The 25780-nt window shown below is 69.9% G+C and carries 24 protein-coding genes and 2 tRNA genes; 16 read left to right on the top strand and 10 right to left on the bottom strand.

Annotated features, from left to right (window positions below; translation table 11 throughout):
- Window positions 1-3 precede the first annotated feature (3 nt).
- From mnmA to H9633_RS10040, 3 genes are read left to right on the top strand one after another with little or no spacing between them, the layout of a single operon-like run.
- Window positions 4-1101 carry a tRNA 2-thiouridine(34) synthase MnmA gene (mnmA, locus tag H9633_RS10050; protein WP_191713062.1) on the top strand — a complete coding sequence of 366 codons (1098 nt, stop codon included), beginning with the start codon at window positions 4-6 and terminating at the stop codon, window positions 1099-1101.
- Window positions 1102-1160: 59 nt separating this feature from the next.
- Window positions 1161-3476: an NAD-dependent DNA ligase LigA gene (gene ligA, locus H9633_RS10045; RefSeq protein ID WP_191713061.1), complete on the top strand. Its 2316-nt coding sequence runs from the start codon at window positions 1161-1163 to the stop codon at window positions 3474-3476.
- A complete protein-coding gene (locus H9633_RS10040; RefSeq protein WP_225211370.1) occupies window positions 3473-3919 on the top strand; it encodes a GNAT family N-acetyltransferase in 447 nt (148 codons plus the stop codon). Before ligA ends, H9633_RS10040 begins: the two co-directional genes overlap by 4 nt.
- A gap of 61 nt (window positions 3920-3980) precedes the next feature.
- On the opposite strand, the gene H9633_RS10035 is transcribed toward H9633_RS10040, so the two are convergent.
- Together H9633_RS10035 and H9633_RS10030 are read right to left on the bottom strand one after the other, a co-directional pair.
- Window positions 3981-5825, bottom strand: coding sequence for a DEAD/DEAH box helicase (locus tag H9633_RS10035; RefSeq protein WP_404802966.1), 1845 nt, complete (start codon window positions 5823-5825; stop codon window positions 3981-3983).
- A 41-nt stretch (window positions 5826-5866) separates the two neighbouring features.
- Complete coding sequence (locus H9633_RS10030; RefSeq protein ID WP_318247257.1) at window positions 5867-7567, bottom strand: long-chain-fatty-acid--CoA ligase; 1701 nt, start codon at window positions 7565-7567, stop codon at window positions 5867-5869.
- 48 nt (window positions 7568-7615) lie between these two features.
- Here H9633_RS10030 and gatC point away from each other — a divergent pair, with 48 nt between their 5' ends.
- The 5 genes from gatC to H9633_RS10005 are packed head-to-tail and all read left to right on the top strand — an operon-like array spanning window position 7616 to window position 12869.
- Complete coding sequence (gene gatC, locus H9633_RS10025; protein WP_071644104.1) at window positions 7616-7915, top strand: Asp-tRNA(Asn)/Glu-tRNA(Gln) amidotransferase subunit GatC; 300 nt, start codon at window positions 7616-7618, stop codon at window positions 7913-7915.
- Window positions 7912-9429 (top strand): Asp-tRNA(Asn)/Glu-tRNA(Gln) amidotransferase subunit GatA, encoded by a 1518-nt coding sequence (gatA, locus tag H9633_RS10020; RefSeq protein WP_071644102.1) that lies wholly within the window; start codon window positions 7912-7914, stop codon window positions 9427-9429. The genes gatC and gatA overlap by 4 nt, the downstream gene beginning before the upstream one ends.
- Entirely contained in the window at window positions 9429-10943 is a 1515-nt protein-coding gene (gatB, locus tag H9633_RS10015) for an Asp-tRNA(Asn)/Glu-tRNA(Gln) amidotransferase subunit GatB (RefSeq protein ID WP_191713059.1), read from the top strand. Before gatA ends, gatB begins: the two co-directional genes overlap by 1 nt.
- Before the next feature lie 51 nt (window positions 10944-10994).
- Entirely contained in the window at window positions 10995-12254 is a 1260-nt protein-coding gene (dinB, locus tag H9633_RS10010) for a DNA polymerase IV (RefSeq protein ID WP_191713058.1), read from the top strand.
- Window positions 12255-12284: 30 nt separating this feature from the next.
- Window positions 12285-12869 carry a nucleoside/nucleotide kinase family protein gene (locus tag H9633_RS10005; RefSeq protein WP_071644096.1) on the top strand — a complete coding sequence of 195 codons (585 nt, stop codon included), beginning with the start codon at window positions 12285-12287 and terminating at the stop codon, window positions 12867-12869.
- On the opposite strand, the gene H9633_RS10000 is transcribed toward H9633_RS10005, so the two are convergent.
- From H9633_RS10000 to orn, 5 genes are all read right to left on the bottom strand, one after another.
- Complete coding sequence (locus H9633_RS10000) at window positions 12859-13341, bottom strand: DUF2017 family protein (protein ID WP_318247256.1); 483 nt, start codon at window positions 13339-13341, stop codon at window positions 12859-12861. The genes H9633_RS10005 and H9633_RS10000 overlap by 11 nt on opposite strands.
- Complete coding sequence (gene clpS / locus H9633_RS09995; RefSeq protein ID WP_191713056.1) at window positions 13338-13628, bottom strand: ATP-dependent Clp protease adapter ClpS; 291 nt, start codon at window positions 13626-13628, stop codon at window positions 13338-13340. The genes H9633_RS10000 and clpS overlap by 4 nt, the downstream gene beginning before the upstream one ends.
- A complete protein-coding gene (locus H9633_RS09990) occupies window positions 13625-13969 on the bottom strand; it encodes a metallopeptidase family protein (protein WP_191713095.1) in 345 nt (114 codons plus the stop codon). Before H9633_RS09990 ends, clpS begins: the two co-directional genes overlap by 4 nt.
- Window positions 13970-14195: 226 nt before the next feature.
- Window positions 14196-14271: transfer RNA gene (locus H9633_RS09985), tRNA-His, on the bottom strand.
- 36 nt (window positions 14272-14307) lie between these two features.
- Entirely contained in the window at window positions 14308-14934 is a 627-nt protein-coding gene (orn, locus tag H9633_RS09980; RefSeq protein ID WP_071644399.1) for an oligoribonuclease, read from the bottom strand.
- Window positions 14935-14982: 48 nt separating this feature from the next.
- On the opposite strand from orn, the gene H9633_RS09975 reads away from it, so the two are divergent.
- Window positions 14983-15054, top strand: a tRNA-Arg gene (locus tag H9633_RS09975).
- 5 nt (window positions 15055-15059) lie between these two features.
- Here H9633_RS09975 and H9633_RS09970 read toward each other — a convergent pair.
- Window positions 15060-15323, bottom strand: a complete 264-nt coding sequence (locus H9633_RS09970) for a hypothetical protein (RefSeq protein ID WP_191713055.1) — start codon at window positions 15321-15323, stop codon at window positions 15060-15062.
- A gap of 66 nt (window positions 15324-15389) precedes the next feature.
- On the opposite strand from H9633_RS09970, the gene H9633_RS09965 reads away from it, so the two are divergent.
- Window positions 15390-16292 (top strand): alpha/beta fold hydrolase, encoded by a 903-nt coding sequence (locus H9633_RS09965; protein WP_191713054.1) that lies wholly within the window; start codon window positions 15390-15392, stop codon window positions 16290-16292.
- Here H9633_RS09965 and H9633_RS09960 read toward each other — a convergent pair.
- Entirely contained in the window at window positions 16264-16737 is a 474-nt protein-coding gene (locus H9633_RS09960; protein WP_071644405.1) for an Lrp/AsnC family transcriptional regulator, read from the bottom strand. The genes H9633_RS09965 and H9633_RS09960 overlap by 29 nt on opposite strands.
- A 168-nt stretch (window positions 16738-16905) precedes the next feature.
- On the opposite strand from H9633_RS09960, the gene H9633_RS09955 reads away from it, so the two are divergent.
- The 3 genes from H9633_RS09955 to H9633_RS09945 are packed head-to-tail and all read left to right on the top strand — an operon-like array spanning window position 16906 to window position 20406.
- Complete coding sequence (locus tag H9633_RS09955) at window positions 16906-18018, top strand: thiamine pyrophosphate-dependent dehydrogenase E1 component subunit alpha (protein ID WP_191713053.1); 1113 nt, start codon at window positions 16906-16908, stop codon at window positions 18016-18018.
- A gap of 1 nt (window position 18019) precedes the next feature.
- Window positions 18020-19045 carry an alpha-ketoacid dehydrogenase subunit beta gene (locus H9633_RS09950; protein ID WP_225211369.1) on the top strand — a complete coding sequence of 342 codons (1026 nt, stop codon included), beginning with the start codon at window positions 18020-18022 and terminating at the stop codon, window positions 19043-19045.
- Window positions 19042-20406, top strand: a complete 1365-nt coding sequence (locus H9633_RS09945) for a dihydrolipoamide acetyltransferase family protein (protein WP_191713052.1) — start codon at window positions 19042-19044, stop codon at window positions 20404-20406. Before H9633_RS09950 ends, H9633_RS09945 begins: the two co-directional genes overlap by 4 nt.
- Before the next feature lie 51 nt (window positions 20407-20457).
- On the opposite strand, the gene H9633_RS09940 is transcribed toward H9633_RS09945, so the two are convergent.
- Window positions 20458-21054, bottom strand: a complete 597-nt coding sequence (locus H9633_RS09940) for a TetR/AcrR family transcriptional regulator (RefSeq protein ID WP_191713051.1) — start codon at window positions 21052-21054, stop codon at window positions 20458-20460.
- A 92-nt stretch (window positions 21055-21146) separates the two neighbouring features.
- On the opposite strand from H9633_RS09940, the gene H9633_RS09935 reads away from it, so the two are divergent.
- From H9633_RS09935 to H9633_RS09925, 3 genes are read left to right on the top strand one after another with little or no spacing between them, the layout of a single operon-like run.
- Window positions 21147-22700 (top strand): carboxyl transferase domain-containing protein, encoded by a 1554-nt coding sequence (locus tag H9633_RS09935; protein ID WP_191713050.1) that lies wholly within the window; start codon window positions 21147-21149, stop codon window positions 22698-22700.
- 5 nt (window positions 22701-22705) lie between these two features.
- Window positions 22706-24595: an ATP-binding protein gene (locus H9633_RS09930; RefSeq protein WP_191713049.1), complete on the top strand. Its 1890-nt coding sequence runs from the start codon at window positions 22706-22708 to the stop codon at window positions 24593-24595.
- The gene (locus H9633_RS09925; RefSeq protein WP_191713048.1) at window positions 24592-25779 is read left to right on the top strand and encodes an acyl-CoA dehydrogenase family protein; all 1188 of its coding nucleotides are present in this window, start codon (window positions 24592-24594) and stop codon (window positions 25777-25779) included. The genes H9633_RS09930 and H9633_RS09925 overlap by 4 nt, the downstream gene beginning before the upstream one ends.
- Window position 25780 lies beyond the last annotated feature (1 nt).

Raw genomic sequence — 25780 nt, 5'->3', positions numbered from 1 at the left:
CCCATGCGAGTTCTGGCGGCCATGAGCGGCGGTGTCGATTCGGCGGTGGCGGCCGCGCGCGCCGTCGACGCCGGACACGAGGTGGTCGGCGTGCACCTCGCGCTGTCCCGCGCCGGCGGCACGCTGCGCACCGGCAGCCGCGGCTGCTGCACCGTCGAGGACGCCCTGGATGCCCGGCGCGTGGCGGATCTGCTCGGCATACCCTTCTACGTGTGGGACTTCTCGGAGCGGTTCCGCGACGACGTCATCGAGGACTTCATCTCGGAGTACAGGGCGGGCCGCACCCCCAACCCGTGTCTGCGCTGCAACGAGAAGATCAAGTTCGCGGCTCTGCTGGAGCGAGCGATCGAACTCGGCTTCGACGCGGTCTGCACCGGTCACTACGCGAGTCTCGTCGACGGCGCCGGAGGGCTCGAGCTGCACCGCGCGTCGGACTCCGCGAAGGACCAGTCCTACGTGCTCGGTGTGCTGAACGCCGAGCAGCTCGCGCACACCTATTTCCCCCTCGGTGACACGCCCTCGAAGGCACTGGTGCGCGCCGAGGCGGCTGAACGCGGCATCACCGTCGCGCAGAAGCCGGACAGCCACGACATCTGCTTCATCCCCGATGGAGACACCCGCGGCTGGCTGGCCGAGAAGGTCGGGACCGCCGTGGGTGACGTCGTCGACCGCAACGGCGATGTCGTCGGCACGCACGAGGGCGCGCACGCGTTCACCGTGGGACAGCGCCGCGGTCTGCGACTGGGAGTACCCGCCCCCGACGGCAAGCCGCGCTTCGTGCTCGAGGTGCGGCCGGTGTCGAACACGGTGGTCGTCGGTCCGAAGGAGGCGCTGGCGATCACCGAGATCGCAGGGGAGCGCTTCTCCTGGGCGGGGGCCGCCCCCGACGCATCCGACTTCGCGTGCGAGGTGCAGATCCGCGCGCACGCCGATCCCGTACCCGCCCGTGCGCACGTGAGCGATGGCGGTGTGCGCGTGGTGCCGGACGTGCCGCTCGACGGCGTGGCGCCGGGCCAGAGTGCCGTCATCTACGTCGGCACCCGCGTACTCGGGCAGTTCACGATCGACACGACCGTGTCGGCCGTCCCCGTCGACGCCTGAGCATCCGCCGCCGGACGCGCGTCCCGTGGCCTGTCGGTGCTCGCTCGTAGACTTGCCGGGTGCCTGAGAACATCTCGCTGACCGACGCCCGCGCCGAAGCCGAAGAGCTCACGACTCGCATCCTCGAGGCGAAGGACGCCTATTACGGCCGCGACACGTCGCTCGTCGACGACGCGACCTACGACGGGTGGATGCGGCGACTCGAAGAGCTCGAGCGACTGCATCCCGAGCTGCAGGGCCAGGATTCGCCCACGCAGATGGTCGGAGCAGCGGAGTCGACCGGGTTGGCGACGATCGAGCACGCTGAGCGGATGCTGAGCCTCGACAACGTGTTCTCCGTCGACGAGCTGCGCGAATGGGCGGCGAAGGCCACGGCATCCGCCGGGCGGGAGATCGCCTGGCTCACCGAGCTGAAGATCGACGGGCTGGCCATCAACCTCCGGTACGAGAACGGCGTGCTCACCTCGGCCGCCACCCGCGGTGACGGCCGGGTGGGGGAGATCGTGACCGAGAACGCCCTGCGTCTCGCCGACATCCCCGAGCGTCTGCGCGGCGAGGGGCACCCGGATATCGTCGAGGTGCGCGGCGAGGTGTTCATCCCCGTCGAGGCCTTCGAGCGGCTCAACGCCGCCCAGGCGTCGTTCCGCGAGCGGGCGCACGCCGACGCACGCGATCGGTGGGAGGCGCGACCGGGGGCCAAGAAGCCGTTCGATGACGAGAAGGCGCGCACCGCCGCCGCGCGCCGATTCCCCGCGTTCGCGAACCCGCGCAACGCCGCCAGCGGCGGACTGCGCCAGCAGATCGACAAGAAGAGCGGTCTCGAGCTCGAAGCCGGCCTGCTTCGCATCGCGTCTCTGTCGCTGTACGTGCACGGCATCGGCGCATGGACGCGGCCGCCGGTCGCCGCGCAGAGCGAGGTGTACGAGCTGCTCGCCGAGTGGGGCCTGCCGACCAGTCCGCACACGAAGGTGTGCCGCAGCATCGACGAGGTCGAGGAGTTCGTTGCGTACTTCGGTGAGCACCGGCACGACGTCGAGCACGAACTCGACGGCATCGTCGTCAAGGTCGACGAGCTGGCGCTGCACGACGAGCTCGGCATCACCAGCCGCGCGCCGCGATGGGCGATCGCGTACAAGTACCCGCCGGAGGAGGTGCAGACCCGGCTGCTCGACATCGTCGTCTCGGTCGGCCGCACCGGACGCGCGACCCCGTTCGCGGTGATGGAGCCGGCGCACGTGGCCGGGTCGGTCGTGCGTCAGGCGACGCTGCACAACAAGGACGTGGTCAAGGCGAAGGGCGTGCTGATCGGCGACACCGTCGTGCTGCGCAAGGCGGGGGACGTGATCCCCGAGGTGCTCGGGCCGGTGGTCGACAGGCGCGACGGCACCGAGCGCGAGTTCGTCATGCCGCAGGCGTGCCCCGAGTGCGGTACGCCGCTGCGCCCGATGAAGGAGGGCGACATCGATCTGCGCTGCCCGAACGCGCGCTCGTGCCCTGCCCAGGTGCGCGGCCGGGTCGAGCACATCGGCTCTCGTGGCGCGCTGGATGTCGAGGCCCTCGGCGAGGTGACCGCCGCGGCGCTCACTCAGCCGAACCGCCCGGCCCTCGCGCCGCTGGAGACCGAGGCGGGACTCTTCGATCTCACCCTCGAGCAGATCGTGCCGATCGAGGTGATCGTGCGCGACTCCGAGACGGGGCTGCCCAAGGAGGACGACGACGGGGTCGTCAAGACCCGTGCGCCGTTCCGCCGCAATCCCACCGCGGCGGAGAAGAAGAACGGACTCGAGGGTCCGCAGCCCTCGTCGCAGGCGGTGAAGCTGCTGGCCGAACTCGAGAAGGCGAAGACCAAGGAGCTCTGGCGGCTTCTCGTCTCGCTGAACATCCGCCACGTCGGTCCGGTCGCCGCCCGGGCCCTCGCCCAGTGGTTCGGCTCGCTCGACGCCATCCGCGCCGCGAGCAGAGACGAGCTCGCCGCCGTCGAAGGCGTCGGCGGGATCATCGCGGACTCGCTGCTGAGCTGGTTCGAGGTCGACTGGCACCAGGACATCGTGCGGCAGTGGGCGGATGCCGGTGTGCAGTGGTCCACACCAGGGCATCCCGGGCCGGGAGCCGCGGCGACCGAGGGCGGAGTGCTCGACGGGCTCACCGTCGTCGCCACGGGAAGCCTCGAGGGCTATTCGCGCGAGGGCGCTCAGGAGGCGATCATGAAGGCCGGGGGCAAGGCGGCATCCTCCGTCTCGAAGAAGACGGATTTCGTCGCGGCCGGCCCCGGTGCCGGGTCGAAGCTCGCCAAGGCCGAGGCGCTCGGCGTGCGGATCATCGACGCCGCACAGTTCCACCTGCTCGTCACCGAGGGGCCGGAGGCGCTCGGATGAGCGACGAGATGAGGAGTGCGGTCTGCGTCGATCTCGCTGCCGCCGACGACCGCTGGAGTCAGGCGCTGCCGGTTCTGCAGGAGCTGCGCCCGCATCTCTCCGCGGAACTGCTCGACCAGGTGCTCCACGAGGGAGCCCCGCAGGGGCTCACGTTCACCGCGGTCTTCGAGGGGGAGCGGTGCGTGGCGGTCGCGGGCTGGCGGATCATCGCGAACACGAGTGCGATCCGCAAGCTGCATGTGGACGATCTGTCGACCTCGGCATCCGAGCGATCCCGCGGATACGGGCGGATGCTGCTCGACCATCTGCGGGAGCGGGCGATCGACGCGGGATGCCACGTGCTCGACCTGGACTCCGGGGTGCAGCGCTTCGCCGCGCACCGCTTCTACCTGCGCGAGCGAATGGACATCGTCTCGCACCACTTCGCGCAACGTCTCGGCTGACGCCGGCGGGACGCTCGACGACGGATTTTCGCGTCCCGCACGGCGTCTGGTGTCTGCGGCGTCAGTCCTTGTGCCGCGGCTTGCGCGCCGGGCGGTCGTCACGCGCATATCCGCCGCGGTCGTCGCGTCCGCCGCGGTCGTAGCCGCCCCGATCATCGCGGTCGCGCGGCGTGCGACGGTTCGGCACGCCACGGTCGGGCCGGATCTCGATGAGCCTGCCCGAGATGCGGGTGTCACGCAGCCTGTCCAGCACCGACGGGTCCATGTTCACGGGCAGCTCGACGATCGAGAAGTCCGGCTTGATGGCGATCGCGCCGAAGTCGTCGCGTCCGAGCCCGCCCTCGTTCGCCAGGGCGCCCACGATCTGACGCGGCTCGACACGGTGGCGACGCCCGACCTCGATGCGGTACGGCGCGTAGTCGCCGCGACCGCGGCGCTCACGGGGGCCGCGATCGGCACGGTCCGACGTGCGGTCCTGACGCTCGCGCGGGGGACGGCTGTCCCGCTCCACCGCCCGAGACAGCTCGTCGTTCTCCGGGTCCAGCAGCAGCGGGGTATCGCCCTGGGCGACGACGGCCAGAGCTGCGGCGACGTCGGCCTCGGGCACGTCGTGGTTGCGCACGTAGTGGGCGATGATGTCGCGGAACGCCTCGATGCGACGGGTCTCCTCGAGAGCGGACGTGATCGCGTCGTCGAAGCGGGCGAGGCGCGTGGTGTTCACGTCTTCGGTGGTCGGCAGCTGCATCTGGGCCGGAGCCTGGCGGGTCGCCTTCTCGATGTGCTTGAGAAGATAGCGCTCGCGGGGGGTGATGAAGCTGATCGCATCCCCGGTGCGACCGGCGCGTCCGGTGCGTCCGATGCGGTGCACGTACGACTCGGTGTCGGTGGGGATGTCGAAGTTGATCACGTGGCTGATCCGCTCGACGTCGAGACCGCGCGCGGCGACGTCGGTGGCGACCAGGATGTCGAGCTTGCCGTCCTTGAGCTGGTTCACGCTGCGCTCGCGCTGCACCTGCGGCACGTCGCCGTTGATGGCCGCGGCGGAGTAGCCGCGGGCGCGCAGCTTCTCGGCGAGGGTCTCGGTCTCGTTCTTCGTGCGGACGAACACGATCATGCCGTCGAAGTTCTCGATCTCGAGAATGCGGGTGAGGGCATCCACCTTCTGCGCGTACGAGACGACCAGGTAGCGCTGGGTGATGTTCTGATTGGTGGTCGTCTTGCCCTTGATGGCGACCTCTTCGGGCTCGTTCAGGTACTGCTGAGCGAGCCGACGGATCGTCGCGGGCATCGTCGCCGAGAACAGCGCGACCTGCTTGTCCTCGGGGGTCTGGGCGAGGATCTGCTCGACATCCTCGGCGAAGCCCATCTTCAGCATCTCGTCGGCCTCATCCAGCACGAGATACTTCAGCTCCGAGAGGTCGAGCGTGCCCTTCGCCTGGTGATCCATGATGCGGCCCGGCGTCCCGACGACGATGTGCACGCCACGGCGCAGCGCCGACAGCTGCACGCCGTACGCCTGGCCGCCGTACACGGGAAGCACGCGCACGTCCTTCATCCGGGCCGAGTACGCCTCGAACGCCTCGCACACCTGCAGGGCGAGCTCGCGTGTGGGGGCGAGCACGAGCACCTGCGGCGTCTTCTGACCGAGGTCGAGGTTCTCGAGCACGGGCAGCGCGAATGCGGCGGTCTTGCCGGTGCCGGTCTGCGCCGTCCCCAGCACATCGCGCCCATGCAGCAGCAGCGGGATCGTAGCCGCCTGGATGGGCGACGGGGTCTCGTAGCCGAGATCCTTGATCGCCCTGAGCAGCGAGCCGGTGATGCCCAGCTCCTCGAATCCGGGAGCGGTCGCGCCCTCGTCAGGGGTCTCGGGCGCGTCAGGGGCAGGGGCGATGTCGTCGGCAGTCACCTGTCAACGATAGTGGGTGCGGATGGGAGAGTGCTGGCCGTTCAGTTGCCCGAGGTCAGCGCCAGCAGGCGCTCCTTCACCTGCCGGCGCAGCACCTTGCCGATCAGCGACTTCGGCAGCTCGTCGACGACGAAGACGCGACGCGGCACCTTGTACGGGGTCAGGATGCTGCGCGCGAACGCGCGGATGGCCTCGACATCGACGTCCTTGCCGTCCTCCACGACGATCGCGGCGACGACCTCCTCGCCGGAGCGGTCGCTCGGCAGTCCCACGACGGCCGCGTCGACGACATCCGGATGCTGGCGCAGGGCCACCTCGACCTCGGTGGGCGCCACGTTGAAGCCGCCCGTGATGATGAGCTCCTTGATGCGGTCGACGATGCGCACGAAGCCGGCCTCGTCGATCGTGACGATGTCGCCGGTGCGGAACCAGCCGTCGACGAACACCGCCTCGGTCTCCTCGGGCTTGCCGTAGTAGCCGGAGAACACCTGCGGACCGCGCACGAGCAGCTCACCGGCAGAGCCTGCCGGCACGTCGACGGTCGGATTCTCGGGGTCGACCACGCGGCACTCGGTACCGGGAAGCGGCAGGCCGACGGTTCCGGCCACCCGGTTCTCGGCGACGGGGTTGGCCATCAGCACGGGCGAGCACTCGCTCAGCCCGTAGCCCTCGACGAGATAGCCGCCGCTGGCCTCTTCGAACGGCACGACGAGATCGTGAGACAGCGCCATCGCCCCCGAGATCGCGATCTCGGTGCCGGCGAGCGACACGCCCTTCTCCTTCGCCGCGGCCAGCAGCCGTTCGGCGATCGGCGGCACGAGCGGCAGGAAGGTGGCCGGATGCTTCTTCGTCACCTGCAGCACGAGGTCGGGCTCGAACTTCGGGAACAGCACGAGCCGCGCGCCCATCGACATCGCGAAGGTGAGGCACAGCGTGAGCCCGTACGCGTGGAACATGGGCAGCACCGCGTAGACGACGCAGCCGTCGCCGCGCGTGATCGACGGCACCCACGCCTGAGCCTGCGCAGCGTTGGCGAGCAGGTTGCGGTGGGTGAGGGCCGCACCCTTGGGCGTGCCCGTGGTGCCTGAGGTGTACTGGATGATCGCGAGGTCGTCGGTTGCGGGACGCGGGTGCGTGGCCGGGAGCGGTGCGGACTGCACCAGCGAGTCCCAGCTGATCGCGCCGCGCACCTTCGAGGTGAGCGCCGCACGCGACTCGCGGGCCTTCGCGATCGGCAGCTTCAGCATCAGCTGCATCCTGCGCGGCATCGCCGTCGTCACGTCGACCGAGACCAGGCTCGCGACCGCGAGATCGGCGGGGAACTCCTGCACGGTCTCGACCACCTTGCTCCACACGATCGCGTGGCGGGCGCCGTGGTCTTCGAACTGCTTGCGCAGCTCACGCGGGGTGTACAGCGGGTTGTGCTCGATCGCCACGGCGCCGAGACGCAGCACGGCGTAGAACGCGATGATGTGCTGGGGGCAGTTCGGCAGCACGATCGCCACCGGATCGCCCGGGCCGACACCGAGGTCGCGCAGGCCGGCGGCTGCCCGCTCGATGGCATCCTGCATCTCGCGGTAGGTCGTCTCGCGGCCGAAGAACTGCAGCGCCGGGGCATCCGGATAGTCGCGCACCGACGCCTCGACGATGTCGATCAGCGAACCGGTCACCGGCGGCAGGTCCTGCGGGACACCTTCGGCGTAGCTTGCGGTCCATGGGCGCGGGGGAACGAACTCGGTCACGAGTTCCAGCTTACGTCTGCGCACCTCGCGCTCTCGTAGACTGGGGTGGTGTCTGAAATCACCCCTGATCTCGTACGCCATCTCGGCGTGCTCGCGCGCATCCAGCTCTCCGACGACGAGGTGACTCAGCTGACCGGTCAGCTCGACGCCATCGTCGACAACATTGCGAAGGTGTCGGAGGTGGCCACGCCAGACGTCGTCGCCACCAGCCACCCGATCGCGATGAGCAACGTCTTCCGTCCCGACGAGGTCGGCGAGACGCTCACCCTCGAGCAGACGCTGAAGAACGCCCCGGATGCCGCCGATGGCCGCTTCCGTGTGACCGCGATCCTGGGAGAAGAGCAGTGAGCGACATCATCCGGCTGACCGCCGCGGAACTCGGCGAGAAGATCTCCGCCGGCGAGATCTCCAGCGTCGAGGCGACGCAGGCCCACCTCGACCGCATCGCCGCGGTCGACGGTGACGTGCACGCTTTCCTGCACGTCAACGAGCACGCCCTCGCTGCGGCCGCCGAGGTCGACGCGCGCCGTGCCGCGGGCGAGCAGCTCGGCCCGATCGCCGGTGTGCCGCTCGCGGTCAAGGACGTGCTCGTCACGACCGACATGCCCTCCACGAGCGGCTCGAAGATCCTCGAGGGCTACATGTCGCCGTTCGATGCCACGGTCGTTGCTCGTTCGCGCGCCGCAGGCCTCGTGCCGCTGGGCAAGACGAACATGGACGAGTTCGCGATGGGCTCGTCGACGGAGTTCTCCGCCTACGGTCCGACCCGCAACCCGTGGGACCTCGACCGCATCCCCGGCGGTTCGGGTGGCGGCTCCGCCGCGGCCGTCGCGGCCTTCGAGGCCCCGCTCGCGCTCGGCTCCGACACCGGCGGATCGATCCGCCAGCCCGCGCACGTCACCGGCACCGTCGGCATCAAGCCGACCTACGGCGGCGTCAGCCGCTACGGCGCGATCGCGCTGGCATCCAGCCTCGACCAGGTCGGCCCGGTCACCCGCACCGTGCTCGACGCCGGTCTGCTGCACGATGTGATCGGCGGTCACGATCCGAAGGACTCCACCTCGCTTCCGCAGGAGTGGCCGTCATTCGCCGCAGCCGCCCGCGAGGGCGCGTCGGGTCAGGTGCTCAAGGGACTGAAGGTCGGCGTCATCACCGAGCTGCCCGACTCCGGCTTCCAGGCCGGCGTCGCCGCATCCTTCCGCGCCTCGCTCGCACTGATGGAGGCGCAGGGCGCCGAGATCGTCGAGATCTCCGCTCCGCACTTCGAATACGGTGTCGCCGCGTATTACCTGATCCTGCCCGCGGAGGCGTCGAGCAACCTCGCGAAGTTCGACTCGGTGCGCTTCGGCCTGCGCGTGACCCCCGACGGCAACCCGACGGTGGAGGACGTCATGTCGGCGACCCGCGAAGCCGGCTTCGGCCCCGAGGTCAAGCGCCGCATCATCCTCGGCACCTACGCCCTGTCTGCCGGCTACTACGACGCCTACTACGGCAGCGCGCAGAAGGTGCGCACGCTCATCCAGCAGGACTTCGCCCGCGCCTTCGGGCAGGTCGACGTCATCGCGACGCCCTCGGCGCCGACGACCGCGTTCAAGATCGGCGAGAAGATCGACGACCCGCTGCAGATGTACCTGAACGACCTGACGACGATCCCGGCGAACCTGGCGGGGGTGCCCGGCATCTCGATCCCGTCGGGCGTGGCGGCAGAAGACGGCCTGCCCGTCGGCATCCAGTTCCTCGCCCCCGCGCACGAGGATGCTCGTCTGTACCGCGTCGGCGCGGCTCTCGAAGCCGCGCTGCTCGACTCGTGGGGTGAGCCGCTGCTCGCCCGCGCTCCGCAGCTGCTGGGAGGAACCCGCTGATGGCCACCGCCAAGCTCATGGACTTCGACAAGGCTCTCGAGATGTTCGAGCCCGTGCTCGGATTCGAGGTGCACGTCGAGCTGAACACCCGCACGAAGATGTTCTCGGATGCCCCGAACCCGGCGAACGACGAGTTCCACGGCGCCGAGCCGAACACGCTGATCGCCCCGGTCGACCTGGGTCTGCCGGGGTCGCTGCCCGTGGTCAACGCGACGGCCGTGCGCTCGTCGATCAGTCTGGGTCTCGCGCTCGGCTGTTCGATCGCCGAGTCCAGCCGCTTCGCCCGGAAGAACTACTTCTACCCCGACCTGGGCAAGAACTACCAGATCTCGCAGTACGACGAGCCGATCGCCTTCGAGGGATCGGTCGAGGTCGAGCTCGAGGACGGCACGCTCGTGACGATCCCGGTCGAGCGGGCGCACATGGAAGAGGACGCCGGCAAGCTCACCCACATGGGCGGGGCGACCGGTCGCATCCAGGGGGCCGAGTACTCGCTGGTGGACTACAACCGCGCGGGTGTGCCGCTGGTCGAGATCGTCACCAAGCCGATCTTCGGCGCCGAGCACCGAGCTCCCGAGTACGCTAAGGCGTACATCGCCGCGATCCGCGACATCGTACGAGGCCTCGGTATCTCTGAGGCGCGTCTAGAGCGCGGCAACCTGCGCTGCGACGCGAACGTGTCGCTGCGTCCCCGCGGCCAGGAGAAGCTGGGCACCCGCACCGAGACGAAGAACGTCAACTCGATGCGCTCGGTCGAGCGTGCCGTGCGATACGAGATCCAGCGTCAGGCCGCGATCCTCGCCGACGGCGGCACGATCATCCAGGAGACCCGTCACTGGCACGAGGACACCGGCACGACATCGCCGGGCCGCCCGAAGTCGGATGCCGACGACTACCGCTACTTCCCGGAGCCCGATCTGCTGCCCGTGCAGCCCTCGCGCGAGCTCGTGGACGAGCTGCGTGCCGCGCTGCCCGAGCAGCCCGTGGCGCGTCGGCGTCGTCTGAAGGCCGACTGGGGCTTCACCGACCTGGAGTTCCAGGACGTGCGCAACGGCGGGCTGATCGACGAGGTCGAGGCCACGATCGCGGCCGGTGCCGCACCGGCCGCGGCGCGCAAGTGGTGGACGGGGGAGATCACCCGAATCGCCAACGCTCAGGATCGCGACGCCGCCGGTCTGGTCTCACCCTCCGACGTCGCGGCGCTGCAGGGCCTGGTGGATGCCGGAACCCTGACCGACAAGCTCGCCCGTCAGGTGCTCGAGGGAGTCATCGCCGGTGAGGGCTCGCCGCAGCAGGTGGTCGACTCCCGCGGCCTGGCGGTCGTCTCTGACGACGGCGCGCTGATCGCCGCGATCGACGACGCCCTGGCCGCTCAGCCCGATGTGCTGGCGAAGATCAAGGACGGCAAGGTGCAGGCGGCAGGCGCGGTGATCGGCGCCGTGATGAAGGCGATGAAGGGCCAGGCCGACGCCGCGCGCGTACGCGAGCTGGTCCTCGAGCGCGCCGCGCAGTGACCGCTTCGGTGCCGCCGACGCGATGTCGGTGGCACCGGTCAGGATGGATGCATGGGACGCGGTGACGGATCGGGCCGCATCGTCTCGCCCGCGGGCGCGGACGACACCGGCACGGGCATCCTGCACGTCGACATGGATGCCTTCTACGCGGCCGTCGAGGTGCTCTACGACCCCTCGCTGAAGGGGCTGCCGCTGATCATCGGCGGCCGCGAGGGGCGCTCGGTCGTGTCGAGCGCGTCGTACGAGGCGCGTCGCTTCGGGGTGCGCAGCGCGATGCCGGTCGCCCACGCGCTCCGGCTCTGTCCCACCGCCCGCGTGGTGTCGCCGGATTTCACGCGCTACCGGGCGGTCTCGGCGCAGGTCATGGCGGTCTTCCAGAGCATCACCCCGCTCGTCGAGCAGCTCTCGATCGACGAGGCGTTCCTCGATGTGCGCGGAGTGCGCCGTCTGTGGGGGAGCCCCGGTGAGATCGCGGCCCTCATCCGGCGGCGGGTGCGCGACGAGGTCGGGATCACGTGCAGCGTCGGGGTCGCGGCCACGAAGCACGTCGCGAAGATGGCATCCACCGTGTCGAAACCCGACGGGATGCTCGTGGTGCCTGCGGTGCGGACACAGGAGTTCCTCGACCCGCGTCCGGTCGGCGCCATGTGGGGCGTCGGGCCGAAGGCGGCCGAAGCCCTCGAACGCCGCGGCATCCGTCTGATCCGCGATGTGCGCGAGGCGTCGCCCGAGGCGCTGGAGCGCGCTGTCGGCCCTGCGCTCGGGCAGCGGATCCAGGATCTCGCCCGCGGGCTCGATGCCCGCCAGATCGAGACGGAGCGCGCGGAGAAGAGCATCGGTCACGAGGAGACCTTCGACCGTGACATCGAGGATCGCGACCTGCTCCGCTCGGAGCTGCTGCGCCTCGCCGACCGCGTCGGTGCACGGCTGCGCACCTCGGGATGGCATGCGGGCGCGGTGGCGATCAAGATCCGCTTCGCCGACTTCACCACGCTGAGCCGCACCGTATCGCTGCCCGAGCCGACCGATGTCGGCCAGCGCATCGGCGAGACCGCCATCGCGCTGTTCGCGCAGATCGAGCGCCGCGACCCCGTGCGCCTGGTCGGCGTGCGGGCCGAGAAGCTGCGTCCGGCAGGCGCATCGGCGATGGCGCTGTGGGACGACGACGAAGACCAGCGACGGCTCGAGGGCACGCTCGATGACGCGCGGGCGCGGTTCGGCGTCGGCATGATCACCCGCGCGCGCCACGTCGGTGCGACCGAACGGCGGTCCGGTGGCGGCGTCGAGCCACGGCCGTTCGGTCGCGAGTGACCGGCGTCGCCGGTTCGATAGCGTGGGGTCATGCCGTCATCCGCCGCCCCTGATCCCTTCGGAGAGCGCCTCAGCGCCGCGACGCTGCGCATCTGCGACGCGGTCACCGCGGTGTCGGCATCGAACCCGGTCGTGGTCATCGACGGCCGCAGCGGGGCGGGCAAGAGCAGTCTCGCCGCTCGCGTCGCCAGGGCGTGGCCGCTGAGCACGCCCGTGCAGCTGCTCGCGCTCGATTCGGTGTACCCCGGATGGAGCGGACTCGAGCGTGGTGCGGAGATCGCCCGGGAGCAGGTGCTGCGTCCGCACGGTCGTGGCCTGATCGGCATCTGGCGCCGGTGGGACTGGGAGCTGCAGGAAGAGGCGGAGGCCCACGCCGTCGACCCGGCGCTGGGCCTGATCGTCGAGGGATGCGGTGCGCTGACGCGCGCCGCTGCGGCCCTCGCGGACGTCACCGTCTGGGTCGACGGCCCGAAGGATTCACGGCGTCGACGCGCGCTCGAACGCGACGGCGACGGCTTCCGCAACCACTGGGACATGTGGGCGGACCAGGAGGACGCCCACATCGCACGGCACGAGCCGCAGACACTCGCTCACGTGCGGGTCGCTACGCCGTAGCGGCGTCCGCATCGTCAGCGCGCTGGATCAGGTCATCCAGCCGATACCCGAGCCAGTCGTACACGTGGAACCGCGTGTCCTCCGGGTCGTGATGGTCGTCGTGGTCGACGCCGAGGCGCGACGCGACCACCAGCCGGATGGCGGCGAGCGTGCGCATCCAGGCGTCGACGCGCGCGTCGGGGATGACGACGTCGTGTGGGGCGAGGGGGTCCCCATCGCCGTCGGTGTCGAATTCGACGAGGTCCTCGCGCATGACGAGGGCGTCCTTGCGCCGGCGGTCGAACAGCTCGTCCCTGGTGCCGCGGCGGAACTCCGCTGCGGCGGCGTCGTCGTCGGGGTACGCCGTCGGAGCGAGTCTCGCCAGCGCGGGGTCGGCGCTGGTGCGCGGGCCGCCGACGAGCTCGAGGAACTCGTCGATCAGGTGCAGCAGGTTGCGTCCTTCGATCCGGGCGATCGAAATCGAGACGCTCACTGCGGAACCCGTCGGATGGTGGCCCACAGCCCGAAGTCGTGCATCGCCTGGGCGTGCACCTCCATCGTCTCCCGCGGCCCGGTGGCGACGACGGCGTGTCCTTCGTGGTGCACCGCGAGCATGAGGGCCGTCGCGTGGTCTTCGGGGTAGCCGAAGTAGCGGCGGAACACGCGCACGACGTAGCTCATGAGATTGACCGGGTCGTCCCACACGACCAGCTGCCAGGGCACGAGCGGGGCGACCGTGAGCTGATCGTCGAGCAGCGGTGTGGATGCCGGGATGCTCATGCCCACCCCAGTTCGTGCAGCTGCTCGTCGTCGATGCCGTAGAAATGCGCGATCTCGTGGACCAGCGTTGTGTGGATCTCGTCACGCAGCTCAGCCTCGTCCTCGCAGGCAGCGAGGTGCGCGTGCCGGTACACGACGATGCGGTCGGGCAGCTCGCCGGTGCCGTACTGGCCCCGCTCGGTGAGGGCGACCCCCTCGTACAGGCCGAAGAGGTCGCTGCCGTCCTCGGGCTCGTCCTCGACCACGAACACGACGTTGTCGAGTCCGTCGACCATGTCGTCCGGCAGCCTGTCGAGCTCGTCCACGACGAGCGCCTCGAACTCCTCGGCCGTCATGTCCATGCCGCCGGCGGACGGAGCCGGCGAGTCGTGATCGAGTGAGGAGGACATGCTTCGATGCTAGCCGCGGTGCATCCGCGATCGCGCGACTGTGCCGATGGTTCATAGCCTCGATGAGTACGGTCGCAATCAACCGAACCGCACCGCGCCTGCATCACCACCCTGCCGCTGAGGAAGCGCGCCTGACGCGACGAAGCCCCCGGGATCATGACGAACCCAGGGGCTTCTTTGGGGTGAGTAACGGGGCTTGAACCCGCGACCCCCGCGACCACAACGCGGTGCTCTACCAGCTGAGCTATACCCACCATGCGCCTGCCGGAGCTGGCGACTCGACAAGTCTATTACATGTTCGGAGTGAACTCTGACACCGTGTGGGCGGCGATGTCGCGCGCCTGATCGGAGGAGGGCCCGGGGGCGTCGATGAACACCGCGGAGCGGTAGTAGCGCAGCTCGCGGATCGACTCGAGGATGTCGGCGAGAGCCCGGTGACCGCCGTGCTTCTCGGGCGCCTGGAAGAAGACGCGGGGGTACCAGCGGCGGGCGAGCTCTTTGATGCTCGAGACGTCGACGTTGCGGTAGTGCAGGTACTGGTCGATGTTCGGCATGTACCTGGCGAGGAACATCCGGTCGGTGCCGATCGTGTTGCCGGCGAGCGGCGCCCTGCGCTCGAGCGGGACGAAGCGCTTGATGTAGGCGAGCGTCTGCTCTTCGGCCTCGGCGAGGCTCACACCGTTCGGGATCTCGTCGATCAGGCCCGAGGTGCGGTGCATGTCGGTCACGAAGGCGTTCATGTTCGCGAGTGCGGCATCGCTCGGTCTGATGACGATCTGGAAGCCGGGGTCGATCAGATTCAGCTCGAAGTCGGTGATCACGACGGCGATCTCGACGAGTTCGTCGACCGAGAGGTCGAGGCCCGTCATCTCGCAGTCGATCCAGACGAGCCGGTCGTTCTCAGTCGCAGAAACCATGGTTCGATCCTAGCGACGGGGCCCGACACGGTAATCTGGAGACCGCACGCCTCCTTAGCTCAGAGGAAGAGCATCGGCTTTCTAATCCGTTGGTCGCAGGTTCGAATCCTGCAGGGGGCACCTCGTCAGTTCCGCAGTGCCGCGACCGCGTCGTCCGCATCCCAGAACTCGCCGACCAGGCGGAACGCTCCGGATGCCAGGTGCAGGCGCTCCGCGCGGTAGCGGATGCCCAGGGGATCGGCGATCACGCGGAGATGCCCTCGAATGGAGCCGCGCGCGTCAACCACCCGCCACAGGTGGTCGCCTGCCCGGTCGAGGTGCTCGGAACGGCTGCGCAGGGATGGTGTCTCCCACAGGAGAGCGGGGTGCGTCTCGGTCAGCGAAGTCATGCTGTCTCCTTCCTCGATTCGAACATAAGGACGGCCACCGACATTCCGTCCCGTAGACTCGGCGGCATGCCCGCGACCTCCCCGTACGCCGCTCGCCTCGCCGAGATCCCGGTCGAACGCCGTGAGGTGGAGGTGCTGGGATCGACCACGGCGTACTGGGTGTACGGCGAGGCCGCGGAGGATGCGCCGACGATCGTCGCCGTGCACGGTTTCCGTGGCGAGCATCACGGGCTCGAGCCGGTCGTGGCGTACCTGCCCGGCATCCGGATCATCTCTCCCGACCTGCCCGGCTTCGGCGAGACACCGCCGATCCCGGATCGCGAGCACGACCTCGGGCTCTACACCGGGTGGCTGTGCGAGTTCGCCCGCGCCGTGGCCCCGGGGGCTGTCATCCTCGGGCACTCGTTCGGGTCGATCGTCGCGGCCGCGGCCGTCGCGAGCGGCCTCGAGACGCCCCGACTCATCCTGATCAACCCGATCGGGGCGCCCGCGTTGGAGGGCCCGAAGGGGGTGCTCACCCGGATCGCGGTGCTGTACTACGTGCTCGGCGCTCGTCTGCCCGAGCGGTGGGGCACGGCCCTGCTGCGTCATCCGCTCACGGTGCGCGTGATGAGCATGGCGATGGCCAAGACCCGCGACCCGGCGCTGCGCCGGTTCATCCACGATCAGCACGACACCTACTTCTCGCGCTTCGCCGATCGGGATGTGCTGCACGACGCCTTCGTGACCAGCGCGTCGCATGACGTGCGGGCCTTCGCGGGCGTGATCGACGTGCCGACTCTGCTGATCGCGGCTCAGCGCGACGACATCACGCCCATCGAGGCCGAGCGTCGCCTCGCGATGATGTTCCCTCGTGCCGAGCTCGTGGAGATCGCCGAGGTCGGCCACCTCATCCACTACGAGGCCCCGGCCGAAGCAGCCGGGGCGATCCGTCGTTTTCTCAGACTTCCCGTCGTGCGAGGCCGATGAGCCCGGCCACCCGGAAGGGGATGACCTCGCCCATGGCCAGCGAGGTCTCGGTGCGCTCGACGCCGTCGATCGACAGGATCCTGGCGTCGGTGTCGAACAGGTGACGGGCGTCGCGGCACGCGACGCGGGCGAGCAGATCGATCGACCCGCTCAGGCCGTGCGCCTGCACGATCTCGGGAACGCGTGCCAGCTCGGCGATGATCCGCGGCAGCTCCGTCTGCCGCACGCCGATGCTGATGAACGCCTGCAGGGGGAATCCCAGCACCTCGGTGGAGAACGAGCGCTCATACGACTCGAACACACCGGTCTGCTCGAGCCGGGCCATCCGGGCCTGGATCGTGTTGCGAGACAGTCGGAGGCGGTCGGCCAGCTTCACCACGGTGGTGCGGGGGTCTTCCGCGAGGGCGGTGAGCAGTTCGAGGTCTGTGCGATCCAGGACGGGCATAGTGCCACACGATAGCAGGGCGGATCGCCCCCGGATTGGGCAACCTGCTCAGGGATCGTGAACATGCTTGAGCGGGGTGCCAGGCCGACGTAGCATTCGAGGAAGCCCGACACAGCAGTCGGGAAGCCGTGCACGCCCCACGAAGGCCGCCACGTCAGGAGGACGCCGATGTCACCGAACACCAGCCCGATCGTCGACGCACAGAACGATCTCGAACTCACCGAGCGCATCATCGCTCCGGACGGCACCCGCGTGCCGAACCCCCAGCTCGACCGCTGGATCGACGACATCGACTACGTGGCGATGCGCGAGCTGCACCGCGACATGGTGGTGCTGCGGCGCATCGACTCCGAGGGCGTGGCGCTGCAGCGTCAGGGTCAGCTCGGGCTGTGGGCGCCGTGCAACGGACAGGAGGCGGCGCAGATCGGCACCGGCCGTGCGCTCGCGCCCAACGACTTCGTGTTCCCCAGCTACCGCGAGACCGGCGTGATGTACACCCGCGGCGCCGAGCCGGGCGACTACGTGCGGATGTGGCGCGGCGAGGAGGGCGCGGCGTACGACCCCGCACGGCTCGGCATCGCGCCGCTGCAGATCATCATCGGCGCCCAGACCCTGCACGCGGTGGGTTACGGCATGGGGATCCTGCATGACGGCGCCGACGAGGTCGCCGTCACCTACTTCGGCGACGGCGCCACCAGCCAGGGTGACGTCAACGAGGCGATGATCTTCGCATCGTCGTACCGTGCTCCGGTGGTGTTCGTCTGCCAGAACAACCACTGGGCGATCTCCGAACCGGTCGGACTGCAGTCGCAGTATCCACTGGCAGGCCGGGCGCCCGGATTCGGCATCCCCAGCCTGCGCGTCGACGGCAACGACGTGCTCGCCTGCATGGCGGCGATGCGCTGGGCGCTCGATCACGCGCGCTCCGGCAAGGGCCCCGCGTATCTGGAGGCGGTGACCTACCGCATGGGCCCGCACACGACGGCAGACGATCCGAAGCGCTACCGCGACGACACCGAGCTCGCCGTGTGGCGCGATCGTGACCCGATCGCGCGTGTGGAGGCGCATCTGCGCGCCGTCGGGGAGCTGACGGACGAGCACCTCGAGTCCGTGCAGCAGACCGCCGACGACGTCGCGCGGAAGATGCGTGCCGCATGCATCGGGATGCAGACCCGGCCCGCTCTCGCCGTGTTCGATCGCGTGTACGCCGAGCCGCACTCCGGTCTCGAGCGTCAGCGCGACGAGTACGCCGCGTACCTGGCATCGTTCGAGGAAGCCTGAGATGAGCCGGATGACGATGGGCAAGGCGCTGAACGCGGGCCTGCGGCAGGCGATGCTCGACGACGAGAAGGTCGTGCTGATGGGCGAGGACATCGGCACGCTGGGCGGTGTGTTCCGCATCACCGACGGGCTGAAGGACGAGTTCGGCGCGAAGCGGGTCATCGACACGCCGCTCGCGGAGTCGGGCATCGTCGGAACCGCGGTCGGGCTCGCGTTCCGCGGCTACCGTCCGGTGGTCGAGATCCAGTTCGACGGATTCATCTACCCCGCGTTCGACCAGATCGTCTCGCAGGTCGCGAAGCTGCACTACCGCACCCAGGGCCGGGTGAAGATGCCGATCACGATCCGCGTGCCCTGGGCGGGCGGCATCGGCGCGGCCGAGCACCATTCGGAGTCTCCCGAGGCGTACTTCGTGCACACCGCAGGACTGCGGGTGATCGCGGTCTCCGACCCGCAGGACGCGTACCGCTGCCTGCGGCAGGCGATCGCCTGCGACGATCCGGTGCTGTTCTTCGAACCGAAGCGGCTGTACCACCACAAGGGCGAGGTCGACCTCACCGCACCGCTCGCCGACGCTCCTCCGATGGGTCTGGCTCGCGTCGTGCGTCACGGAACGGATGCCACGATCATCACCTACGGCGCGATGGTGGGCACCGCCCTCGACGCGGCCGCCGCAGCGGAGGACGAGGGTGTGTCGCTCGAGGTCATCGACCTGCGCTCGCTCTCGCCCGTCGACTACGAGACGGTCTGCGCTTCCGTGCGGCGCACGGGTCGCGTGGTGGTGGCGCACGAGGCATCCCGTGAGGCGGGTGTGGCCGCGGAGGTCATCGCGAGCATCACGGAGTACTGCTTCGAGTACCTCGAGGCGGCACCCGTGCGCGTCACGGGGCACGACATCCCCTATCCGCCCGCGAAGCTCGAGCAGTTCCACCTGCCCGACCTGGACCGCATCCTCGACGCCGTCGACCGCGTGCTCGATCGTCCGCACAGCCTGAGCGCAGCCGACGCGAAGGGAGACGAGCGATGAACGCCGAATTCCGCCTGCCCGACCTGGGCGAAGGGCTGACCGAGGCCGAGGTGGTGCAGTGGCTCGTGCAGCCGGGTGACGCCGTCGCGCTGAATCAGACACTCGCCGAGGTCGAGACCGCCAAGGCCGTCGTCGAGCTGCCCTCGCCGTACGAGGGCACCGTCGCCACGCTGCACGCCGCCGCGGGCGACACCGTCGCGGTCGGCGCCCCGCTGATCGCCTTCGACGTCGCCGGCGAAGAGCCCCGGACGCCCGCGGCGCCCGCCGAAGCCGCTGCTCAGGAGAAGGCGCAGCCCAACCTGGTGGGATACGGCGCAGCTCCGGCATCCGGGCAGCGTCCGGCCAGACGGGCTCGCAGAGGCGGAGCGACTCCCGCGGCCGCGGCCGACGCCGACGTGCTCGTGGCCGCCCCGCACGATGTGCTTCCGCCGAGCGTCGCCGAGCCGGTGGTGGGGGAGCGGCCCCGTTCGACTCCTCCCGTGCGCGCCCACGCGAAGCGTCTCGGCGTCGATCTCGCGCTCGTCGCCGCCGAGATCGGCGACCGGGTCATCACCCGTGCGGACGTGGATGCCTATGCCGAGCGGACCGGTGCGACCGGTGCGATCGCCGTCGAGACGGCGCCCGTCTTCTCGCCTGCACCGCCCGCTGCGGCGTCGGGGGAGCGGGCCCAGACCCGGGTCCCGATCAAGGGTGTGCGCAAGCACACCGCTCAGGCGATGGTGCACAGCGCGTTCACGGCTCCGCACGTCACCACCTTCCACACCGTCGACGTCACGGCGACGATGGAGCTGATCGACCAGCTGAAGGGCGACAGGTCGCTCGCCGAGCACCGCATCGGGCCGCTCGTGGTGATCGCGAAGGCGGTGGCTCTCGCCCTCGGGCGCAACCCGTCGCTGAACGCGACGTGGGATGAGGCCGCCGGTGAGATCGTGCACAATCACTTCGTCGACCTCGGCATCGCCGCAGCGACCGAGCGAGGCCTGATCGTGCCCATCATCCGCGACGCCGAGCGGCTCTCGCTCACCGGAATGGCCGACGCCCTCGCCCAGCTCACGCAGACGGCACGAGCCGGCCGGACCAGCCCGGCCGAACTCGCCGGCGGCACCTTCTCGATCACCAACATCGGCGTCTTCGGCATCGATGCGGGCACGCCGATCCTCCCGCCAGGCCAGTCCGGGATCCTCGCCGTGGGGGCGGTGCGCCGTCAGCCGTGGGAGCACCGTGGCGAGATCGCCCTGCGTCAGATGATGACGCTGAGCCTGTCGTTCGACCACCGACTCGTCGACGGGGCCGAGGGTGCGCGCTTCCTCAAGGACGTCGCCGACATCCTCGAGCAGCCGGGCAGGGCTCTGCTGTACTGACGCATCGAGCGGGGCCTGCTCCGTCGGCGCGAGACGGCCACGCGCGCGCGGTCAGTCCGCGCCGGCGGTGAGGGCGGCCAACGCCATCGAGGCGAGCACGCGCGCGGTGTCGGCGTGCTCGCGCAGGGCGGCCGAGGTGCTGTGCGGGGTGGAGTTCAGCAGCCCGAAGCACGCCTGCACACGCAGACGCAGCTGGTCCCGCTCGCCCGCGACGAGAGAGCCGAGCGCATCGATCCACAGCCCGATGTACGCCCGCTGCAGCCGCCGCACGTCCGACTGCGACTCCTCGGACAGGTGCGAGAGGTCGCGGTCCTGCACGCGGATGACGGCGGCGTTGCGTAGCGCGAAGTCGACGTGGAAGTCCACGAGCATCGCCATGCGCGTGCGTTCGTCGGTCGCGTCCCGCACGACAGCCGTGCCACCGGCGACGAGGTCTTCGCTCACGCCGATGAGCAGGGCGCCCAGGAGCGCCTGCTTGCCCGCGAAGTGACGGTACACGGCAGGGCCCGAGACGCCCACGGCGGCGCCGATGTCTTCCAGACTGACGCATGAGTACCCCCGTGCGCCGAACAGCTCGGCGGCCGCGACGAGGATCGCATCGGTGCGCTCGGCTTTGGCGCGGTTGCGCGGCGTGACGGCCGTTGTCATTTCGGTTAATCCTCGCTAACCTGAATTGCCGGGGTTAGTGAACACTAACCTGTCTGGCGCATTTTTTCCGCAACGGTCAAGGAGGACCCGCGATGCCGGTCACCCAGCAGGCTCTCGCCGAAGAGCTGCGCAAGCGCCTCGCCGCCGCGGCACTCGGCGGTCCGCAGCGCTCCCGCGAACGGCATGTCGCTCGAGGCAAGATGCTGCCGCGTGATCGCGTCGATCGGCTGCTCGACGAGGGCAGCCCCTTCATCGAGGTCGCCCCTCTGGCTGCGCACGGACTGTACGGTGACGAGGCGCCGGGGGCCGGGGTGATCGCCGGCATCGGGCTCGTGCACGGGCGGCACGTGATGGTGGTCTGCAACGACGCGACCGTCAAGGGCGGCACCTACTTCCCGATGACGGTGAAGAAGCACCTGCGTGCTCAGGAGATCGCACTCGAGAATCGCCTGCCGTGCCTCTACCTGGTCGACTCGGGCGGAGCCTTCCTTCCAAGACAGGATGAGGTGTTCCCCGACCGCGACCATTTCGGACGCATCTTCTTCAACCAGGCGCGCATGTCCGCCGCCGGCATCCCGCAGCTGGCGGCGGTGCTGGGCTCGTGCACCGCGGGCGGCGCGTACGTGCCCGCCATGAGCGACCAGACCGTGATCGTGCGGGGCCAGGGCACCATCTTCCTCGGCGGTCCGCCGCTGGTGAAGGCCGCGATCGGCGAGATCGTCACGGCGGAGGAGCTGGGCGGGGGAGAGCTGCACGCCCGTCGATCCGGGGTCGTCGACCACCTGGCCGACGACGACGAGCACGCCATCGAGATCCTCCGTGACATCGTCGCCACCCTGCCTCAGCCGGCGCAGCCGGCCTGGCAGGTCGAGCCGAGCATCGCTCCGGCGGAGACCGGAAGCCTCTACGACGTCGTGCCCGTCGACGTCAACGCCGCCTACGACGTGCACGAGGTCATCGACCGGCTCGTCGACGCCGACAGCGTCAGCGAGTTCAAGCCCGAGTACGGCACGACCCTGGTCACCGCGTTCGCCCGGCTGCACGGCCACCCCGTCGGCATCATCGCGAACAACGGTGTGCTGTTCAGCGAATCCGCGCAGAAGGGCGCGCACTTCATCGAGCTCTGCGATCAGCGCGGCATCCCCCTGCTGTTCCTGCAGAACATCACGGGGTTCATGGTCGGCACGGACGCGGAGGCAGGGGGAATAGCGAAGGACGGGGCGAAGATGGTGGCCGCGGTCGCCACCACCCGCGTGCCGAAGCTGACCGTCATCATCGGCGGCTCATTCGGGGCCGGCAACTACTCCATGTGCGGCCGGGCGTACTCGCCGCGGTTCCTGTGGAGCTGGCCGTCCAGCCGCATCTCGGTGATGGGCGGTGCGCAGGCGGCATCCGTCCTCGCCACGGTGAAGGAGGATCAGCTCGCCGCGGCCGGGACACCGTGGACCCCCGAGCAGCGGGCCGACTTCGAGATGCCCGTCCGCAGCCAGTACGAGGCCCAGGGCGAGCCCTACTACGCCACAGCGCGGCTGTGGGACGACGGGATCGTCGATCCCGACCAGACCCGCGACCTGCTCGGCCTCGCGCTCGACGTCGTCTCCCGCACGCCCCTGCCCGCCCCGCGCTTCGGCCTCTTCCGGATGTGATCGCCATGACCATCGACACCGTCCTCGTCGCCAACCGTGGCGAGATCGCCCGCCGCATCATCCGCACTCTGCGCGAGCTCGGAATGCGCAGCGTCGCCGTGTACAGCGACGCCGACGCGCACGCACCGCACGTGCAGGAGGCCGACCAGGCCGTGCACATCGGCGGCTCCGCCGCGTCGGACTCGTACCTGAACGTCGCCGCCATCATGGCCGCCGCGGCGGCATCCGGGGCCCAGGCCATCCACCCCGGGTACGGCTTCCTCTCCGAGAGCGTTCAGCTGGCCCGCGCATGCGCCGCCGCCGGTGTGATCTTCGTCGGCCCCGGCGAGCGCGCGCTCGAGATCATGGGCGACAAGGCGACCGCGCGCGACCACGTCGCGCTCCACGGCGTGCCCGTGGTTCCGGGGTTCACCGCCGCGGGCATGGATGAGGACGAGATCCGGGCTCGCGCCGACGAGGTCGGCTATCCGCTGCTCGTGAAGCCCAGTGCGGGCGGCGGCGGCAAGGGGATGGAGATCGTCCGCTCGGGCGACGAGCTCGCCGGAGCGCTCGCGACCGCGCGCCGCGTGGCGACCGCGGCTTTCGGCGACGACGCGATGGTGCTCGAGCGCCTCGTGCAGCGACCACGGCATATCGAGGTGCAGGTCTTCGGCGACACGCACGGCACGGTCATTGCCCTGGGCGAGCGCGAATGCACGCTGCAGCGGCGTCATCAGAAGGTCATCGAGGAGGCGCCGGCCGCCACCCTCCCCCACGCCGTGCGCCGTCGCCTGCTCGACGCTGCGGTGGCCGCGGCGACGAGCGTCGAGTACGTCGGCGCGGGCACGGTGGAGTTCCTCGTCGAGGCGGATGCCGTGGACGACGTGTTCTTCATCGAGATGAACACCCGTCTCCAGGTCGAGCATCCCGTCACCGAGGAGGTGACCGGCCTCGACCTGGTCGCCCTGCAGCTGCACATCGCCGCCGGAGGCGCGATCGAGGCGCCCCCGGCCGTGCGCGGTCACGCCGTCGAGGCGAGGGTGTACGCGGAATCGCCCGAGAGAGGGTTCCTGCCGTCCACCGGACGCGTCCTGCTGTTCGATCCTCCGCGCGATGTGCGCGTGGATGCCGCGATCGAGACCGGTTCGGAGATCAGCGGCTTCTACGATCCGATGATCGCGAAGGTCATCGCGTACGGTGCTGACCGGTTGACCGCGCTGCGTCGTCTGGACGCCGCGCTGGCCCGCACGGTCGTCCTGGGCGTCGAGACGAACATCGCATTCCTGCGCGCTCTGATCCGCGACGACCGGGTGCGTCGCGGCGACCTCGACACGGGTCTGATCGAGACGATGCTGCCGTTCACCGCTCCGCAGCCGACACCCGCGATGCTCGCGGCTGCCGCGCAGGCCGCCCCGCTCGGCCGTCGTCCCTCCGCCGCCGACATCTGGCACGAGCTGCCGGGCTGGCGCATCGGAGGCTCGGCGGCGCCGCCGCCGATCGCGTTCGTCACCGATGACGACACCATCGTCGAGGCGCCGACAGCGTACGCGCACGGCATCCCGACGGCCGTCGACGATGACGGCGCCGTCTGGGTCTTCGCCGACGGCATGACGACGCGCCTGCGTCCGCTCTCGCGTCGGGAGCGCATGCGACGCCGTCTCGCCGAGCGCGAACGCGCATCAGCGCCCAGCCGGCCCGAGGGCCGGGCACCGATGCCCGGCAGCATCGTGGCGGTCCACGTCGCGGACGGCGACATGGTGCGAGCGGGAGACCCGCTCGTCTCCATCGAGGCGATGAAGATGGAGCATCCGGTGCTCGCGCCCCACGACGGCACGGTGCACCTGCTGGTCGCCCTCGGCGATCAGGTGCGACGGGACCAGCCCGTGGCACGAGTCAGCGAACAGGAGACAGCATGAGCGCCCAGACCGAACTGACCGGTGTCGACCTCACCGAGGAGCAGCGCGAGCTCGCCGCGATGGTGCGCGAATTCGCGGAGGGGGTCGTCGCGCCGCAGGCGTACGAGGCCGATCGCACGCACACCCTGAACCTCGACGTCGTACGGCAGATGGGGGAGATGGGACTCTTCGGTCTGCCGTTCTCGGAGGAGTACGGCGGTCAGGGCGGCGACTACCTGGCGCTCGGCCTCGCGATCGAGGGCATCGCCCGTGTCGACCAGTCGCTGGCGATCACCCTCGAGGCCGGCGTCAGCCTGGGGGCCATGCCCGTCTACCGCTTCGGCACCGAGGCGCAGAAGCAGGAGCACTTGCCCGCGCTGCTGGCGGGCGAGGCGCTGGCGGGCTTCGGTCTCACCGAGCCGGAGGCGGGCAGCGATGCGGGTGCCACCCGCACGACGGCGCGTCTCGACGGCGGCGAGTGGGTGCTCAACGGCAGCAAGCAGTTCATCACCAACTCCGGCACCGACATCACCCGTTTCGTCACGATGACCGCCGTCACCGGCACCGTGCCACGCGCCGACGGCGGCGAGCGCAAGGAGATCTCGACGATCATCGTCCCGAACGGCACCCCGGGGTTCACCGTCGAACCGGCGTACGACAAGGTCGGATGGAATGCATCCGACACGCATCCGCTCACCCTGGACGACGTGCGCGTGCCCGCGGAGAATCTGCTCGGCGAGCGCGGCCAGGGGTTCCGCAACTTCCTCAGCATCCTCGACGAGGGACGCATCGCGATCGCGGCTCTCGCGACGGGTGCGGCCGAGGGATGCCTGGAGGCCGCCGTCGACTACGCCAGCAAGCGCACGGTGTTCGGCGCGGCCCTCAGCACGAGGCAGAACGCCCAGTTCACGCTGGCTCGCATGCGCGCCCGCGTGCACACCGCACGACTCGCCTGGCATCACGCCGCACGCCTGCGCGACGCGGGCCGCCCGTTCGCCGAGGAGGCGGCGATCGCCAAGCTCGTCTCGGGCGAGGCCGCGATGGACAACGCGCGCGACGCGACGCAGATCTTCGGCGGCAACGGCTTCATGAACGAGTACTCCGTCGCGCGGCACTACCGCGACTCGAAGATCCTCGAGATCGGCGAGGGCACCACCGAGGTGCAGCTGCTCGTCATCGCCCGCTCGCTCGGCCTGGTCGGATAGC

The sequence above is a fragment of the Microbacterium commune genome (assembly GCF_014836945.1).
In the GTDB taxonomy this organism is placed as follows: domain Bacteria; phylum Actinomycetota; class Actinomycetes; order Actinomycetales; family Microbacteriaceae; genus Microbacterium; species Microbacterium commune.
This window is presented reverse-complemented; position numbering and strand designations above follow the sequence as displayed.

Bases quoted from the DNA above. Each gene is read 5' to 3' on its own strand.
- mnmA (WP_191713062.1), top strand. From the start codon at position 4: ATGCGAGTTCTGGCGGCCATGAGCGGCGGTGTCGATTCGGCGGTGGCG.
- H9633_RS10040 (WP_225211370.1), top strand. From the start codon at position 3,473: ATGAGCGACGAGATGAGGAGTGCGGTCTGCGTCGATCTCGCTGCCGCC.
- gatB (WP_191713059.1), top strand. From the start codon at position 9,429: ATGGCCACCGCCAAGCTCATGGACTTCGACAAGGCTCTCGAGATGTTC.
- dinB (WP_191713058.1), top strand. From the start codon at position 10,995: ATGGGACGCGGTGACGGATCGGGCCGCATCGTCTCGCCCGCGGGCGCG.
- H9633_RS10005 (WP_071644096.1), top strand. From the start codon at position 12,285: ATGCCGTCATCCGCCGCCCCTGATCCCTTCGGAGAGCGCCTCAGCGCC.
- clpS (WP_191713056.1), bottom strand. From the start codon at position 13,628: ATGAGCATCCCGGCATCCACACCGCTGCTCGACGATCAGCTCACGGTC.
- H9633_RS09990 (WP_191713095.1), bottom strand. From the start codon at position 13,969: ATGGACATGACGGCCGAGGAGTTCGAGGCGCTCGTCGTGGACGAGCTC.
- orn (WP_071644399.1), bottom strand. From the start codon at position 14,934: ATGGTTTCTGCGACTGAGAACGACCGGCTCGTCTGGATCGACTGCGAG.
- H9633_RS09970 (WP_191713055.1), bottom strand. From the start codon at position 15,323: ATGACTTCGCTGACCGAGACGCACCCCGCTCTCCTGTGGGAGACACCA.
- H9633_RS09965 (WP_191713054.1), top strand. From the start codon at position 15,390: ATGCCCGCGACCTCCCCGTACGCCGCTCGCCTCGCCGAGATCCCGGTC.
- H9633_RS09960 (WP_071644405.1), bottom strand. From the start codon at position 16,737: ATGCCCGTCCTGGATCGCACAGACCTCGAACTGCTCACCGCCCTCGCG.
- H9633_RS09955 (WP_191713053.1), top strand. From the start codon at position 16,906: ATGTCACCGAACACCAGCCCGATCGTCGACGCACAGAACGATCTCGAA.
- H9633_RS09950 (WP_225211369.1), top strand. From the start codon at position 18,020: ATGAGCCGGATGACGATGGGCAAGGCGCTGAACGCGGGCCTGCGGCAG.
- H9633_RS09945 (WP_191713052.1), top strand. From the start codon at position 19,042: ATGAACGCCGAATTCCGCCTGCCCGACCTGGGCGAAGGGCTGACCGAG.
- H9633_RS09940 (WP_191713051.1), bottom strand. From the start codon at position 21,054: ATGACAACGGCCGTCACGCCGCGCAACCGCGCCAAAGCCGAGCGCACC.
- H9633_RS09935 (WP_191713050.1), top strand. From the start codon at position 21,147: ATGCCGGTCACCCAGCAGGCTCTCGCCGAAGAGCTGCGCAAGCGCCTC.
- H9633_RS09930 (WP_191713049.1), top strand. From the start codon at position 22,706: ATGACCATCGACACCGTCCTCGTCGCCAACCGTGGCGAGATCGCCCGC.
- H9633_RS09925 (WP_191713048.1), top strand. From the start codon at position 24,592: ATGAGCGCCCAGACCGAACTGACCGGTGTCGACCTCACCGAGGAGCAG.